The sequence below is a fragment of the Thermoactinomyces sp. CICC 10521 genome (assembly GCF_016055135.1).
GTDB lineage: Bacteria > Bacillota > Bacilli > Thermoactinomycetales > Thermoactinomycetaceae > Thermoactinomyces_A > Thermoactinomyces_A daqus.
Window position 1 is genome coordinate 1 of record NZ_JAECVZ010000008.1, and the last position, 14863, is coordinate 14863.

The 14863-nt window shown below is 50.4% G+C and carries 16 protein-coding genes; 12 read left to right on the forward strand and 4 right to left on the reverse strand.

All coding sequences use genetic code 11. From position 1 onward, the window contains the following. Window positions 1-520 precede the first annotated feature (520 nt). Entirely contained in the window at window positions 521-850 is a 330-nt protein-coding gene (locus I8U17_RS07505) for a transcriptional regulator (protein ID WP_033099930.1), read from the forward strand. Here I8U17_RS07505 and mobA read toward each other — a convergent pair. Next, window positions 847-1455 carry a molybdenum cofactor guanylyltransferase gene (mobA, locus tag I8U17_RS07510; RefSeq protein ID WP_370589225.1) on the reverse strand — a complete coding sequence of 203 codons (609 nt, stop codon included), beginning with the start codon at window positions 1453-1455 and terminating at the stop codon, window positions 847-849. The genes I8U17_RS07505 and mobA overlap by 4 nt on opposite strands. Window positions 1456-1576: 121 nt before the next feature. Here mobA and modA point away from each other — a divergent pair, with 121 nt between their 5' ends. From modA to moaA, 9 genes are all read left to right on the forward strand, one after another. Continuing rightward, on the forward strand, window positions 1577-2344 hold the full coding sequence (gene modA / locus I8U17_RS07515) for a molybdate ABC transporter substrate-binding protein (RefSeq protein WP_198059218.1): 768 nt from the start codon (window positions 1577-1579) through the stop codon (window positions 2342-2344). A gap of 12 nt (window positions 2345-2356) precedes the next feature. Further along, window positions 2357-3007 (forward strand): molybdate ABC transporter permease subunit, encoded by a 651-nt coding sequence (gene modB / locus I8U17_RS07520; RefSeq protein ID WP_033099928.1) that lies wholly within the window; start codon window positions 2357-2359, stop codon window positions 3005-3007. 229 nt (window positions 3008-3236) lie between these two features. Next, window positions 3237-3725 carry a cyclic pyranopterin monophosphate synthase MoaC gene (gene moaC, locus I8U17_RS07525; RefSeq protein ID WP_198055801.1) on the forward strand — a complete coding sequence of 163 codons (489 nt, stop codon included), beginning with the start codon at window positions 3237-3239 and terminating at the stop codon, window positions 3723-3725. Further along, a complete protein-coding gene (gene mog, locus I8U17_RS07530) occupies window positions 3722-4201 on the forward strand; it encodes a molybdopterin adenylyltransferase (RefSeq protein WP_198055800.1) in 480 nt (159 codons plus the stop codon). Before moaC ends, mog begins: the two co-directional genes overlap by 4 nt. A 15-nt stretch (window positions 4202-4216) precedes the next feature. Further along, the gene (locus I8U17_RS07535; protein ID WP_033099925.1) at window positions 4217-5464 is read left to right on the forward strand and encodes a molybdopterin molybdotransferase MoeA; all 1248 of its coding nucleotides are present in this window, start codon (window positions 4217-4219) and stop codon (window positions 5462-5464) included. Between the two features lie 4 nt (window positions 5465-5468). Continuing rightward, window positions 5469-5966: a molybdopterin-guanine dinucleotide biosynthesis protein B gene (mobB, locus tag I8U17_RS07540; protein ID WP_198055799.1), complete on the forward strand. Its 498-nt coding sequence runs from the start codon at window positions 5469-5471 to the stop codon at window positions 5964-5966. Further along, window positions 5963-6403, forward strand: a complete 441-nt coding sequence (locus I8U17_RS07545; RefSeq protein WP_198059219.1) for a molybdenum cofactor biosynthesis protein MoaE — start codon at window positions 5963-5965, stop codon at window positions 6401-6403. Before mobB ends, I8U17_RS07545 begins: the two co-directional genes overlap by 4 nt. Next, window positions 6400-6639 (forward strand): molybdopterin converting factor subunit 1, encoded by a 240-nt coding sequence (gene moaD, locus I8U17_RS07550; RefSeq protein WP_033099922.1) that lies wholly within the window; start codon window positions 6400-6402, stop codon window positions 6637-6639. The genes I8U17_RS07545 and moaD overlap by 4 nt, the downstream gene beginning before the upstream one ends. Window positions 6640-6667: 28 nt before the next feature. Next, a complete protein-coding gene (gene moaA / locus I8U17_RS07555) occupies window positions 6668-7681 on the forward strand; it encodes a GTP 3',8-cyclase MoaA (RefSeq protein ID WP_033099921.1) in 1014 nt (337 codons plus the stop codon). A 501-nt stretch (window positions 7682-8182) separates the two neighbouring features. On the opposite strand, the gene abc-f is transcribed toward moaA, so the two are convergent. Both abc-f and I8U17_RS07565 read right to left on the reverse strand, forming a co-directional pair. After that, window positions 8183-9799, reverse strand: coding sequence for a ribosomal protection-like ABC-F family protein (gene abc-f / locus I8U17_RS07560; RefSeq protein ID WP_198059220.1), 1617 nt, complete (start codon window positions 9797-9799; stop codon window positions 8183-8185). A 286-nt stretch (window positions 9800-10085) separates the two neighbouring features. Further along, window positions 10086-12437 carry an FdhF/YdeP family oxidoreductase gene (locus I8U17_RS07565; RefSeq protein ID WP_198059221.1) on the reverse strand — a complete coding sequence of 784 codons (2352 nt, stop codon included), beginning with the start codon at window positions 12435-12437 and terminating at the stop codon, window positions 10086-10088. A gap of 166 nt (window positions 12438-12603) precedes the next feature. Here I8U17_RS07565 and fdhD point away from each other — a divergent pair, with 166 nt between their 5' ends. Then, window positions 12604-13419 (forward strand): formate dehydrogenase accessory sulfurtransferase FdhD, encoded by an 816-nt coding sequence (gene fdhD, locus I8U17_RS07570; protein WP_198059222.1) that lies wholly within the window; start codon window positions 12604-12606, stop codon window positions 13417-13419. Here fdhD and I8U17_RS07575 read toward each other — a convergent pair. Then, entirely contained in the window at window positions 13331-13747 is a 417-nt protein-coding gene (locus I8U17_RS07575) for a hypothetical protein (RefSeq protein ID WP_198059223.1), read from the reverse strand. The two genes, fdhD and I8U17_RS07575, sit on opposite strands and share 89 nt — an antisense overlap. Before the next feature lie 271 nt (window positions 13748-14018). Between I8U17_RS07575 and I8U17_RS07580 the strand changes: the two genes are divergently transcribed. Further along, window positions 14019-14804: a PHP domain-containing protein gene (locus tag I8U17_RS07580; protein ID WP_033099916.1), complete on the forward strand. Its 786-nt coding sequence runs from the start codon at window positions 14019-14021 to the stop codon at window positions 14802-14804. Window positions 14805-14863 lie beyond the last annotated feature (59 nt).

The window sequence follows — 14863 nt, forward strand, 5'->3', positions numbered from 1 at the left end:
GGATGAATTCGTCCTGAACATAGAAACCTTCCTTCGGAATGTTTTTTTATACCTTTTCAACAAAAAAGGCTGTTGACCTTCTTTGTCAACAACCTCAACCACTCTTTTACAGAGTGGTCCCTTATTCCTCACATCAAGATCGTCCTTTCCATATGGATTCGCATGATGATAAATAAGCGGGGTTAAACAACGGAAATCTTCGGATCATATTATCCATCCATGCGTCATTTTTGATGAGGTTTAGGATCTTGAAAAAGACGAAAAGGACGATTCCTCAGTCCATGCAAAGAAAATGAGAAGAAACGCGTGGATTTGGCGTAACGATCAGACCATTATGCATAAACCAGTGGTTGACATGACAAGGAGACTCTTTTTTGTGGAAGGTGAAAACCATCCCCTGCTTTAACTTTCATCTCCTGGGTTTTGTTTACCGGGATCTGAAGGTGTTTTCTTTCACTCCGCTCTGGTTTATAATACAAACTGGTTAAACAGATAGATCAATTAAGGGAGGCGATCACCGATGATGCCGTTTAAAGAGATGACCCGCTTGGACAAATTGATTCACGAACCAGCCCGGCTGGCGATCATGAGTGCGCTGGATGCCTGTACCATGGCCGAATTCCTCTTCTTGCAGGAATTGACCGGATTGACGAAAGGGAATTTGTCTTCCCATCTTTCCAAATTGGAAAAAGCGGGCTATGTCGCTATCAGCAAGCAGTTTGTACGCAAAAAAATCCCTCACACGACAATCCGGATCTCCCATGAAGGAAAAACTGCGCTTCACAATTACTGGGAACAGTTGGACCGCATTCGCGAAGTGACCAAGCAGTGGCAAAAGAAAGGAATCTAATTAATCCCCCGGCCCCCGTCCAAGATTTTTTGGTAATCTTCCGGCGTATTGACATTTTCCGCAAACTGAACGGGGAGTGACCGGTTCTCAAAAAAAGTTTCCTCTACATAACAACAATGAATTGAATCCAAAAAATGCTTTACCTGCCGCATTCCCTTTTGCAGCAGGCGGGAAATCCCTTTTCCGCTGTCCCGGTGGTAAATGGCATGCAGGGGTTGGATTTTTCCCTTTATGACAGGGATCACGGCGTCATATGATGACCGTGTGCGCAATTCAGCCAATGCTTGCGCCACTTCCCCGGACAGGAAAGGCATGTCGCACCCGACAATCCAGACGTCACGTTGGCGAACCTCGTCAAATGCGGCCTCCATCCCTCCCAGCGGCCCCAATCCCGGAGTGCGATCCCAGATGACCCGCACCTGTTCATCCAGGGCAAAAGAAAACAAATCCGGCTGATTGGTCACCACCAAAACTTCCGCACACACTTTTTTCATTTCCCTCAGCTGCACCTGCAAAAAGGTACTGTCCTCAAAAGGCAGAAGCGCTTTTACTCTCCCGTTCATCCTCCGGTTTTCCCCTCCTGCCAAAATGACACCCGAGAGCAATCAACCCACCTCCTGATTTGCTTCTCAGCAGATTGACGATTTCGATTTTATTCATTAATATGATCAAGAAACTTCTATCATATGGAAAGGCTGATGCATCATTCGATCGGCTCATGACTTCATGATTCGTATGTTCGCGTTTTTCATGCTGCTCAGCGGTCTTGTTACAGGATGCAGCCCTTCCTCCGGCAAAGCAACCCTGATTGTTTCCGCACCGGCAAGCATGAGCGATGCCGTTTCGGAAATCACACGCAAATTTGAAGCATCGCATCCGCAAGTGGACGTAAAGGTCAACTTCGGCGCTTCGGGTTCTCTGAAACAGCAGATTGAAAAAGGGGCACCGGTTGATGTTTATCTGTCTGCCAGCAAAAAAGAGATGGATGCCCTGACCGGCAAAAATCTGATTCTGAAGCAAACGGTCCATTCTTTCGCCGGCAACTCCCTCGTATTAATTGAGCCGAAAACAGGCAGCGATCATCTCCAGTCGCTGAATGACCTTACGGCCTCCCGTGTCAAATGGGTGGCCATCGGCGAACCCAAATTCGTCCCCGCCGGCAGGTATGCTGATCAGGCATTGCATTCTTTTCATCTGTGGGACGATCTGAAACACAAATTCGTGTTCGGCAAAGATGTGCGACAAGTTTTGACCTATGTGGAACAAGGACAGGTCAATGCCGGAATCGTGTATAAAACCGATGCGCTGACATCGAAAAAAGTGCGGATCGTCCAAACCTTGCCCGAAAACAGCCACCAACCGATCCAATACTTTGTCGGCACGGTCAAACAGACCAAACAGGCCGGAATTGCCGCGGAATATGAAAAGTTTTTATTATCAAAACAATCCATTCCTATTTTACACAAGTATGGCTTCGTGACAAAGCAGCAGTAGAGGTGTTTTTCATTGGTTGAGTCATTCTGGAGTCCGATCATTATCTCGATCCGCATCGCCTTATTGGCCACACTGATCGAGATTTTGACGGGCATTTTATTTGCCTGGATCATGGCCCGAACATCTTTTCGCGGCAAAAGTCTGCTCGAAACCTGTCTCCTGCTTCCGCTCGTCCTTCCTCCCACGGCCGTCGGTCTGTTTTTGCTGGCCGTGCTGGGCAAGGACGGACTGGAACGTTTCCTGCCGATCCCGTTTATCTTTACTTATTGGGGAGCTGTTGCAGCGGCCGTGGTCGTCTCATTCCCGCTCGTCTATCAAACATTTAAAACCGCATTTTCCTCCCTCGACCCGGAACTTGAATTTGCAGCCAAGTGTGACGGAGCGAATGACTGGCAGGTGTTCCTCCATATTTATCTCCCGTTGTCCAGGCGCGCCATGATCACTGCGGTGATCCTCGGTTTTGCACGCAGTTTGGGAGAATTCGGCGCTACGCTGCTCGTCGCCGGAAATATTCCCGGTCGGACCCAGACCTTGCCGATGGCGATGTACATGGCGATCGAATCGGGGCAAAACCGGCTTGCCCTTTTGTGGGCACTGTGTTCTGCCGCGCTTTCTTTTGCCTTGCTGCTCTTCGTTCAACACCTGCCGGGCAGGCAAAAATGATGAAGCCCTTATCGTCCTCTCCAGATCCCATTGCGCCCCCGTCCCCTGGTCAATGGGATTTTCCGTATTCATCCTCTGCCTCCTCTTCCTTTTTAATGCAAAGGATATACTTTACTTTGATGATCGGTTAACTATATCCTTAAAAAGAGACGGGAGCTCAAGAAAAATTGATCCGGCCCGCGCCACGCTTGAGAGGCCGGTTTTATCCGCAGCCCGAAGGAGGTTAAGCATGCTCACCCATTTCAACGAACAAAACCGGGCGAAAATGGTTGATGTTTCTCATAAGAAAGCGACAGAACGAATTGCGGTGGCGAAAAGCAAGGTTACCATGAAACCGGAGACACTGCAAATAATTAAACAAGGAAAAATGGCAAAAGGAGATGTCTTGGCCGTCGCCCAAGTCGCAGGAATCATGGCTGCCAAGAAAACGGCGGAACTGATTCCGATGTGCCACCCCATTTTTACGACCGGAATCGACCTCCGGTTTGATTTTCTCTCCGAGCAGGAAATTGAGATTATCGCGACAGTCAAAACGGTCGGCGTGACGGGTGTGGAAATGGAAGCCTTAACGGCTGCCAGCATCGCCGCCTTGACCATTTATGATATGTGCAAAGCGATTGATCCTGAGATGGTGATCGGTCCGACTCATCTGGCGGAAAAACAAGGCGGAAAAAGCGGGCATTTTCAATTTGACGGAAAGACAGGTGACGGCAGATGAGCATTCGCGTGGGGATCGTCACTGTCAGCGACCGGTGCGCCAGAGGAGAACAAGACGACAAAAGCGGCGCATTGTTGAAAGAGTTATGCCGGGATTGGGATTTGTGTGCTTATGAAATCGTCCCTGATGAACAAGCTCAAATCGAACAAACATTGAAAAAATTGGCGGATGAAACCGGATGCCAGCTCGTCTTCACCACCGGCGGTACCGGGTTTGCCCCACGGGACGTCACACCGGAAGCCACCCGGGCCGTCATTCATAAAGAAGCGCCCGGACTGTGCGAAGCGATGCGCATGGAGACGCTGAAACAGACGAAATTCGCCATCCTGTCCCGCGCTGTTGCCGGAATCCGCAATCAGACCCTGATCATCAATCTACCCGGAAGTCCCAAAGGCGTGGAAGAATGCTTTGCAATCATCCGGCCCGTACTCCCCCATGCCCTTGCCCTGTTGGCCGGCAACACCAATCACGATTGAAAAAGGAGGGGTTTTGTGCGTTTTCAGCGTGAAATTGTCAAAGTAAAAGAAGCCAGGGCCCGGCTGCTTCCGCATATCAACGAACTGGACACGGAAATTCTCCCCTTGTCCCAGTGTCACGGACGCACCCTGGCCGAGGAGATCACCGCACCGATTCCGCTTCCCCATTTCCGCCGCTCGAGTATGGACGGATTCGCCATCCAGGCGCGGGCCACGAAAGGGGCCACCAAAGAAAATCCCGTCTGGCTGAAAGTATTGGAAACAATCCCTTGCGGCAACGTTCCGCGCTGTGAAATCACCGACACCACCGCATCGAGAATTATGACGGGGGCAGCTGTTCCGGACAGCGCCGATGCGGTCGTCATGCTGGAGATGACACAAACGGCCGTAAAAAACGGCGAAACCTATGTCGGTGTCGAACGGGAAATCGCCCCGGGCACCAATGTGGCTGCGATCGGGGAAGAACTGGAGCAAGGAACCCTTCTGTTACATAAAGGCCGGCGGATCGGACCAGGTGAAATCGCCTTGCTCGCGACGTTTGGCCATGCGCAAGTAAAAGTTTACCGCAAACCCAGAGTTGCCATTTTTGCCACCGGTTCGGAACTTTTGGAAGCAGATGCGCCCCTCGAACCCGGGAAGATCCGCAACAGCAACAGTTACATGTTGTACAGCCTGCTCCTTGACTGCGGCGCCGAACCTCTCATGCAGCCGATTTTGCCTGACGATGTCTCCCAAGCGCAAACCGCCATTTTACAGGCGATGGAAACAGCGGATCTCGTGATCACCACCGGCGGGGTGTCTGTCGGTGATTACGATATCCTCGTCGACATTTTTGAACGCTGGGACGGACAGATGCTTTTCAATAAATTGGCCATGCGCCCGGGAAGTCCCACGACTGTCGGCGTGAGAAATAATCGGTTCCTGTTCGCGCTTTCCGGAAACCCGGGTGCCTGCTTCGTCGGGTTTGAGCTTTTTGTTCGTCCGGTGATCCTGGGGATGATGGGGAAAACGGAGTTCGACTTGCCGCTGATCACAGCATCCATGGCTGTCGATTTTACCAAGCCTTCCGGCTTTGAGCGGTATGTCCGGGGAATTTATCAGATCGAAGACGGCCGGGTTTACGTGCGACCAGCCGGGTTGGAAAAATCAAGCGTTACGCTGACCATCCGCGACACCAACTGCCTGATCATCGTTCCGCCCGGCGGGCGCGGTGTCAAAAAAGGGGATCAAGTGCAAGTGCTGATGCTTAAAAAACTGGAGTGATATTGTGACGAAGCGAATCATCCAAGTTGTCGGTTTCAAGAACGCCGGCAAAACCACTTTTTGTTGCCGCCTGATTCAGGAATGGACCAAACGCGGCCTTCGTGTCGGCGCAATCAAACATGACGGGCATGACTTCACTTTCGACCGGGAGGGCACCGATTCGTGGAAATTGAGCCAGGCCGGTGCAGACCCGGTCAGCATCACTTCCGCATCGCAAACGGCTGTGTTTTCAAGGCGGCCGTCTGCCCTTGCCGACCTGATATCCTCTATGGGTGAAGTGGATCTCATCCTGGTTGAAGGTTTTAAACATGAAAATCATCCCAAAGTTGTATTGATTAACACAAAGGAAGAATGGGAGCAATTGAAAGAACTGAACCGGATTATCGCTGTGCTCACCCGCGTTCCGTTGGATGGGGCCATCCCGTGCCCGTATTGGTTCGTCCATGATCAGGAAAAGTGCATTGAATATTTGCTCAGGATTATGGGAGTGGAAGCAACATGAAAAATTTTTCGGTCACCCGCGAAAAAATCGAACTTTCTCCTTTGATTGAATGGGTTCAGGATCGCAATTGCGGCGCGATCACCACCTTCATGGGAACGGTGCGCGAACTGACAAACGGAAAAAAAACGATCTTTCTCGAGTATGAAGCTTATCAGGAGATGGCAGAAAAAATGCTGCAAAAAATCGGTGAAGAAACACTGGAGAAGTTTGACTGCAGCAAAATCGCGATCGTCCACCGCATCGGACGGCTGGAAATCGGCGACGTGGCTGTGGCCATTGCCGTTTCCTCTCCCCATCGCGATGCTTCGTTCAAAGGTTGCCGGTACGCCATCGAAAAAATAAAAGAACTGGTACCGATCTGGAAAAAAGAGCACGGTGAAGATGGCTCCTTCTGGGTTAGCAGCCAATCAGGGGCCAGGGGGGAAGAGAGGAAATGATCCGCATTTTGTGTTTTGCTGAAATCGGGGAGAAACTGGGGAACTCGATCAGTATTACCGCCGTGGAAAACATGACGGTCTCTGCCCTTCGCCGCGAGCTGGGCCGGCAGTATCCCGAATGCCGGGAACTGATTGAGACTTGCATGATTGCCGTCAATCAGGAATACGCCCGTGAAGAGACAATCATCGGAACGAAGGATGAAGTGGCCTTGATTCCGCCGATCAGCGGCGGGTGAGCCGCTCAGGTAAAAGGAGATGAAAAAATTGAAACCCATCGTCGATTCGCTGGGTCGCCCTCTGCGGGATTTGCGTATTTCCGTGACCGACCGTTGCAATTTCCGCTGTCGCTATTGCATGCCGGAAGAATTGTTCGGTTCGGGATTTTCGTTTCTTCCGAAAGAAAAATTGTTAACGTTTGAGGAAATCGTCCGCTTGGCACACATCTTCACGGAACTGGGCGTTTCCAAAATCCGGATCACCGGAGGCGAACCCTTGCTCAGGCAGGGAATTGTCCACCTCATCGAAATGCTCGCCGACATAAAACCGCTGCAAGATCTCGCCATGACCACCAATGGCGTTTTACTGACGAAATTCGCTGCCCCGCTGAAACAGGCCGGTCTCAAGCGAATCAATGTCAGTCTCGACACATTGCGCGATGATACCTTTCATCGGCTGAACTCCCGAAATTACAGTGTACGCGACGTATTGCAAGGAATCGAAGCCGCACAGAAGGCAGGGCTTTCGGTGAAAGTGAACATGGTGGTGATCAAAGGAGTGAATGACACGGAAATCGTTGAGGTGGCCCGATATTTCCGCGAACGGGAATTGGTTGTCCGCTTTATTGAATTTATGGATGTCGGCAACAGCAACGGTTGGAATGCAGACCAGGTAATCTCCAAGCAGGAAATCATCAGTCGCATTCATGCCGAAATGCCGCTTGAAGCGATCAACCCCGCTTATTTTGGCGAAGTTGCCACGCGTTACCGCTATCAGGGAACCGAAACCGAAGTCGGAATGATCCCTTCGATCACCCAGCCTTTTTGTTCCTCCTGCACCCGACTGCGCCTCTCTTCCGACGGTTTTTTATACACGTGCCTCTTTGCGACGGAGGGCTTCAACCTGCGGGATTTCATGCGGCAAGGTGCAGACGACGAAAAACTTCGCCGGTTTATCGAAAAACTGTGGGCAAAACGGGCAGACCGCTACTCTGAAGAACGATTCCTGACCGGTGATGGGAAAAACAGAAAAAAAATCGAAATGTCCTATATCGGCGGCTGAACCGGGAAGACGCGATTTCCGGATCACCAGACCAGCCCGCAGCCTGTACGGAGCGGGCTTTTTTCTTTGCTTCATGCCTTGCCATTGTCACATCCGACCGGGGTGACCGGATTCCGGAAAAGCCGCTTTTCACTTGCTTTCCTGTTTTCGATAAAATTCTTTTAAAAAATCCTTTATTTTCGAGAAAATCCACTCTCTTTTTTCTTTGGTCAAACGCTCTCTGACATAGTCCTCCGGAACATTCAAAAATTTCGAAATCACCTTGGTTGTCCCTGTATCCCGTTTCTTTTTTTCTCTGTTGTCATACGACATGACGCTATTCCCCTCCCGGCTGTGAATTTCAGTTTTATTTACATTTTATACAAAATAAGTAAAATTCCTGCCGGGATGGAGAAATAGCCTGACCACATTTTAAGCCTCCTGATCTTCCGCTTTCTGCCGGTTGATGAAGATGGGGAGCAGAAACGATTCACTTCTGCTCCTTTCATTTCTCTTTTCATTTTACGATTTCATTTCCCGCAGTTGCTTCACTTCTTTTAGCAGCGCCTGGTACCGCTGTTCGAGCTGTTCCACGTCATCCTCCTTTTGCGGCATGGACAAGCGGCCCAGGATCTGCGTCAACTCCGTTTCCACCTTTAGCAGACGCTCTTTCAGGCTTTGTTCGGAATGGAGTGACTTCCGGTTCAGACGGGTTTGATATTCGTCGTATCCCTCGGCAACGTACATCGCTTTTCCATTGCGCAGAATCAGCATGTGGTCGGCCAGCTTCCGGATCAATTGACGGTCGTGGGAGGCAAAGAGGATGGTTCCCGGATAAGCCTGCAAAACCGTTTCCAGCTGTTCACGGGTGAAGATATCCAAAAAGTTGGTCGGTTCATCGAGCAACAACAGATTTGCATCGCTTAAAAACACCTTGGCCAGTGCCACTTTTACCTTTTCTCCCCCGCTCAGCACACCAACCGTTTTATAAACTGCTTCGCGCTGAAACAAAAGACGTGCCAGAACAGTGCGAATCAGCTGTTCAGAATAAGGGCTGCTCTCTCTCACATTGTCGAGAATTGACTTCGTTTCATCGAGATTGGCCAATTGTTGATGGAAGTAGCCGATTTTCGCCGAAGGAGGAAGGTGAACCCCGTCTGCCCCAGATGCAATCATCTGAAGCAGGGTGGATTTGCCAACCCCGTTTTTGCCCGGAACAGCCACTTTCTTGCCGTTGGGAATGGTACAGGTAAGCTGGTGAAACAACACTTTTTTCTCAAAGCGTTTGCTCATGTTTTCAATCCTGAGCGCATTTTTCCCTTTAATGGGACGATAAACATTTAAATCGAACTGAACCGTCGGCAGTTCCACCGGCTTTTCTTTTTTGGCAAGTTTCTCGATCCGGGACTCGATCGCTTTCGCTTGTTTTTCCATCTTTGCCCTGGCTGAATTCGCCTTTCCTTTGTTGGATATCAATCTTGCCTCAGACGCGCTCATTCCCTTGGGCGGCTTTTCCATCGAACGGGCTTTCTGCTTCTTCTCAGCAACCACCTTCGTCAGCCTCTTTTTTTCTGCCACATACTGTTCATATTCAAAACGGGCACGTTCCAGCTCCTCTTCCTTCTGCCGACGATATTCGCTGTAGTTTCCGTGATACAGACGAACCTTTCCGTTTTCCACCTCGATGATTTTGGTGCAAACCGCATCCAGCAAAGCGCGGTCGTGGGAAATCAGGAGAACGGCTCCCGGATATTTGATCAGTTCTTTTTCCAGCCATTCCACCGACTCTGTATCCAGATGGCTGGTCGGTTCATCGGCAAAAAGGAGCTCCGGTTTCTCCGCCAGTGCACGGATCACCTTTCGCCTTGTCCGTTCCCCGCCGCTCAAAGCAGATGGGCCATCCTCCAAACGCTCCTGTTCCTCCATTTGCCGAATCCAGCCCGTCGTCCCCTGGGACAACACCTTGCCCTCGTCGGGTGGCAACTCCCCGGACAAAACCCGGAGCAAAGTGGTTTTGCCCGCACCATTGACCCCGACAACCCCTATTTTTTGCCCTGCTTTAATCTGCAAGCGCTCCAGGGAGAAAAGCAAACGATCCGCCACCCACTTTTTCAGTTGATAAGTCTCCAATACAAACACAAAAAAACCTCCCTATTTCCAGAGAGGCATTCGTATCCCAAATACGCCAAAAAACACAAGGTTTTAAGGCGTTGACATATGGCACAAAAAAAGGCACATCGAACTATGGGCATACGAATCCTGCTCCGGAAAGCAAATTTCTGCAAATGAAATTTCGCTTCAACCAAGCAGAATTAGTTGTCCATCGCTCGAAGTACCGTTCCTTTCCACATTATTTATTGCTTTTATTCTAAATTCGATTGCATCAATTGTCAAATCGGAAACGTCTCAGATGAAAAGCGGATCGCTATGTAATCTCCAGGTCCAATTCTTTGATCCGCTTTTTGATATACTTTCGGTCTTTATGCGCATGGAACGTTTCCGCCTTTTCCAAAACAGCGGCCGCGTTGTATTCGGGGATGCCGGCAAACTTTTCGTAAACGCCCTTGGGAAAAAGCACATTTCCTTCAGGCCAGTGCACTTCAAGATTTCCCGCCTTGATTCGCGCAAATTTGGCCCGTCCGTGAAATATTCCATACGCGTTGTGGACGACAACCGCTTCTCCCTCCGCAATGCCAAGGCTTCCGGCATCGTCGGGGTTCATCAAAACATCGTAGCGATCAGCATCGTTAAAAGGATCCCTCGTGTTATAAATCATGGAGTTAAACTGTTTCCCCCGGCGTGAAGTGACATAAAACTGTCCCTCCTCCTTTCTACGCTCCGGCAATTCGATCGGAATCAATCGGCCGCGTCCGTCGGGGGTGGGACATTCTCCTCCCTCGCACAGCCAGGCTCCGCCCCACTGAAAGACATCGCCCTGCTTCCGGAGGTTTTGAATCCCCTCATAATCGGGCGCCGCCTTGGCGATCTCCTCCCGAATCTGCGAAGTCGTCTCAAACCAAATCAGCCGCTTCTGCTCCGGACGGACAAGCGCCGCCAGATCCCGGTAAATTTCCCACTCCGGCCTCGCTTCTTCAATTCGGGGCCCTTCAATTTCCGGAGAAAAATAAACCATCCGTTCCGTCGATGTAGATGTCACCCCGCCCGGAATCTCATACCGGGTCATCGCCGGCAAAACAAGAACCGCTTCTTTGGCATCGGTCAAAGTGGAGGTGTTCAAAATAATATCCTGATGCACGCGGACTTCGATATTCTCCAAACACTTTCTCATAAAATCGGGGTCCGGCATCGTTTCCAGGAAATTGCCACCGGAGGTATAAAAAAGCTTCAGCTTTCGCTGATGATCCTCCGGCAACAGCGCATTTTCCAATGATATCCCCACGATATCCCCCTGCCAGCGCGGGAGCGGAAACCCCCAGATCCGTTCGATTCTGGCCACGTTTTCATCGGAGAAATCGCCGCCGGGCAAACTGAAGGGATCGGCTCCCATCTCACCTGACCCCTGCACGCCGGAATGGCCCCGGATCGGCATCACCCCGCAGTGTTCCCGGCCGATAAACCCGCGCAGCAGAGCCAAATTGACGACTTGGGAAACATTATCGGTACCGAAGCGGTGTTGCGTCAGTCCCATCGACCAGACAAAAACAGCGGAGTCCGCTTTGGCCAACAATTCGGCAAACTCTTTCATCCGTTCGCGCGTCAATCCGGACGACTCCTCCAGCACTTCCCAGCTGTATTGCTGTACATGCTGTTTCAATTCCGGCAGACCGTTCACATGCTCGCGCACAAAATCATGCCGGATCGCAGAGCCGGGATTTTTTTCTTCCATTTCAAACCAATGCTTTATCACGCCGTTCATAAAGGCAATATCGCCGCCGATGTTGACCTGGTAAAAATCATCCGCAATTTTTGTCCCAAACAGGGCGGAATCAGGAATCGACGGAATCCAGTATTGATCCATCGCCGGTTCGTGATAAGGGTTAATCACGATGATTTTGGTCCCTTTTCGTTTGGCAGCGTACATGTATTTGGTTGAGACCGGTTGATTATTGGCCGCAACGCTCCCCCAGAAGACGAGCACATCCGTCCCGATCCAATCCTTGTAGCTGCAGCTGGATGCCCCGATTCCGAGTGACCGCTTCAGGGCTGTCTTGGAAGGAGAGTGACAAATCCGAGAAGCGTTGTCAATGTTGTTGGTGCCCAAAAAACGGGCGACTTTGGCGGCAACATAATAAGTTTCGTTGGGAATCCCCCGTGAGGTCAAATAAAACGCCATCTGCTTCGGATCAATCGCCTTCACCTTCGCCGCGATGTACCGTAATGCTTCATCCCAGCTGATCCTCCGAAACGAACGCTCCCCTTTTAAACGGAGCAGCGGATAAGGAATTCTTCCCAGCTTTCGCAGCGCCGTACTGTCCAACTTACGTAGTTCGTCAATATCGCGATGAAGGACATCGGGCCGGATCGCCGGCATCGTATTGAGTCGCAGCAGATTTAAACGCGTTGTACACAGATGCATGCCGGTCAATGTCTGATCTCTCAAGCCGGCCACTCCCAGCGCACACCCGTCGCAGACGCCCTTGGTCAAAATGCGCGCCGCAAACTCCAGCTGGTCGCGATTTTCCCAAACCACTTTCAGCGTATCCCGCAAATGGTGCGGTTTCAGCTTTCCCAATCCAAAAGGCATCGGGCTGACCCACAATTTGGGATCAGGCCATTTCGGCAGCTTGACCGGCCCGGTATGTTTTGTCTCCCCCACTGTTCTCCCCTCTTTTTCCTGAAATGTCTCATCATTTAATTTCCGGTTGTCAAAAGACTAAGGTTTTTCCCAACTGAAAAATTTCATTAGAGATACGATATAATCATTATAAAATGAGATATTTTATTTCTCAAATGATTCAACCTTTATAAAGGGGCGTATGGTTATGGAGCAATCGATCCGCCGTCCGGTGATTCGCTGCCATGAATCAGAGCTGGAACCTGTGGAAGATGATATTGTCGTGGAATATCCGCTGACCATCATGCTGAATGGAATTGAATTTGCCACCATCGTCTGCAGTCCGGTCGATGTGGAAGATCTCGTGTACGGATTCCTCGCCGCCGAGGGTGTGATTCGGGCTTCATCCGATCTCAAAGCACTTTCACTCGATTACAAAGGCGGGTTTGCTTATGCGGAAACGAGGAATCCATCCCCTCAAGCCCGAGAATTTTATTCCAAACGCTTTATCGGCTCCTGTTGCGGCAAGAGCAGACAATCCTTTTATTTTCACAACGACGTGAAAACGGCAAAAACCGTAACCAGCCGGGCGGTCGTTACGCTGGACGAATGCTTTCAGCTGATGGAGATGATGCACAGCCGGTCCAATTGCTTTCGACAGACCGGCGGAGTTCATAATGCCGCATTGTGCGACCGCAGTCAGATTCTTGCCATGCGTACGGACATCGGGCGGCACAATGCACTGGATAAACTTTACGGCCACTGGCTGCGCTCCCCGATTCCGCTTCATGATAAGCTGGTGGCTTTCAGCGGGCGCATTTCATCGGAAATCCTGTTAAAAGCAGCCAAAATCGGCGTCGGCATCCTGTTGTCCAAATCCGCCCCCACCGATTTGGCGCTCACCCTGGCTGATGAGCTGGGAATTACGACCGGATTTATGCGAAACCGCAAATGCAATATTTATACTCATCCTGACCGGATTTTGCCTCATTGCCCTCTTCCCCTGCTGATCCTATCTGCTTGAAACGGAGGCGGCACCAAAAGGCAGAGCGGGCATAATCCCAATGGTAGCGGCTGAATTCGCCGTTCGGGTGGAAATATTGCCAGACTTCAGGAAAATGTTGCTTCAGTTCCATTAATATCTCCCGCCTGCGCTTCTCAATCAAATGCTGGTCATGCCTGAATCTGGCCCCGACCGCCTCCAGCGCTTCCGTCACTTTAAGCGGAACCTGCCGCCAGTTCTGCTTCCATTCCTCATAGGAATCAATCAGATAATGGATCGTCATCTCCGCATCATCGTACAAATCGTACAATAAATGTCCCGGAAGCGCTTCTCTCATTTTTACCGTCATGTTCCATTTTCCTTTCCTTTTCAGAAGATTACGGTTTAATCTTCAAAACAGCCGGGTATTGCCATATGTAATGCGAGTTGGCCTGAGCTTGGGCCAACCGTTTCTGTTTTGAAAAAGATTCCAGCAAAGTAAATATTTTTCGCCCGTGATAAAAACACCTTCTTTTTTCTTTCGGAAGTTGATTTGCATCAACATACCTGTTTTCCTTTGGCCTATACCCTTCCATTTCATTTCCATATAATGCATTAATCCACGCAAGGGAGTTTTGACAATGAAGATCCTGAATGATTTGCCATTGGGAACTTTTGATCTGCATATTCATACCACCGCATCAGACGGGCGTTACCGGCCGGCAGAAATCCTTGATCTCGCGACCAAAGTCGGGTTAAAAACGATTTCCATCACCGATCACGATACGCTGGACGGCCTCCGTGAAGCGATCAGCCTGGCTCCGGCTTATGATTTGACGGTAATTCCCGGGGTGGAGATATCCACCCGCTGGCAAAGCCTGAGCATCGATATTTTAGGTTATAACATCCGCGATCTGGATCTGCTTCACTCGCGTTTGGCCGAATTTCGCGAAAACCGGGAAGAACGCGCCAAGAAAATCATCGAAAAGTTTTGCCGTCTGGGCATGCCGATCACCCTGGAAGATGTAAAAAAAATCAGCGGGAACGGCATCATCGCCAGACCGCACATCGCCCAAGCCATCGTGGTCAAAGGTTATGCCTATGATACAAAAGAAGTGTTTAATCACTATCTTGGCGATGGCAAACCCGCCGATGTCAGCAAAAAAGAACTCCCGCTCCCCGAAGGCATCCGAATGATCCGCGAAGCAGGAGGGGTCGCCGTTCTGGCTCATCCTGGATACCTGAAAAACCATGAGCTCATTGAAGAAATTATCTTGATGGGGATCGACGGGATCGAAGTATGGCACCGCCAGCATGGCAAAAGAGAAGCCAAAAAATTTTTGCAAATGGCAGAGCAACATGATTTAATCGTGACGGGCGGTTCCGACTTCCACCATGACGAACACGCTTTGGGCCATTTCAGATAAGCCCAGCAAGAGCGATGCAGCGGGTAAACCCCGTGCAAATGAAGGGATTTACCCGCTGC

Coding starts and splice junctions, on each gene's coding strand:
- I8U17_RS07545 (WP_198059219.1), top strand. CDS start 5,963: ATGAAAAATTTTTCGGTCACCCGCGAAAAAATCGAACTTTCTCCTTTG.
- fdhD (WP_198059222.1), top strand. CDS start 12,604: ATGGAGCAATCGATCCGCCGTCCGGTGATTCGCTGCCATGAATCAGAG.
- mog (WP_198055800.1), top strand. CDS start 3,722: ATGAGCATTCGCGTGGGGATCGTCACTGTCAGCGACCGGTGCGCCAGA.
- moaC (WP_198055801.1), top strand. CDS start 3,237: ATGCTCACCCATTTCAACGAACAAAACCGGGCGAAAATGGTTGATGTT.
- I8U17_RS07580 (WP_033099916.1), top strand. CDS start 14,019: ATGAAGATCCTGAATGATTTGCCATTGGGAACTTTTGATCTGCATATT.
- modA (WP_198059218.1), top strand. CDS start 1,577: ATGATTCGTATGTTCGCGTTTTTCATGCTGCTCAGCGGTCTTGTTACA.
- I8U17_RS07575 (WP_198059223.1), bottom strand. CDS start 13,747: ATGACGGTAAAAATGAGAGAAGCGCTTCCGGGACATTTATTGTACGAT.
- I8U17_RS07505 (WP_033099930.1), top strand. CDS start 521: ATGATGCCGTTTAAAGAGATGACCCGCTTGGACAAATTGATTCACGAA.
- moaD (WP_033099922.1), top strand. CDS start 6,400: ATGATCCGCATTTTGTGTTTTGCTGAAATCGGGGAGAAACTGGGGAAC.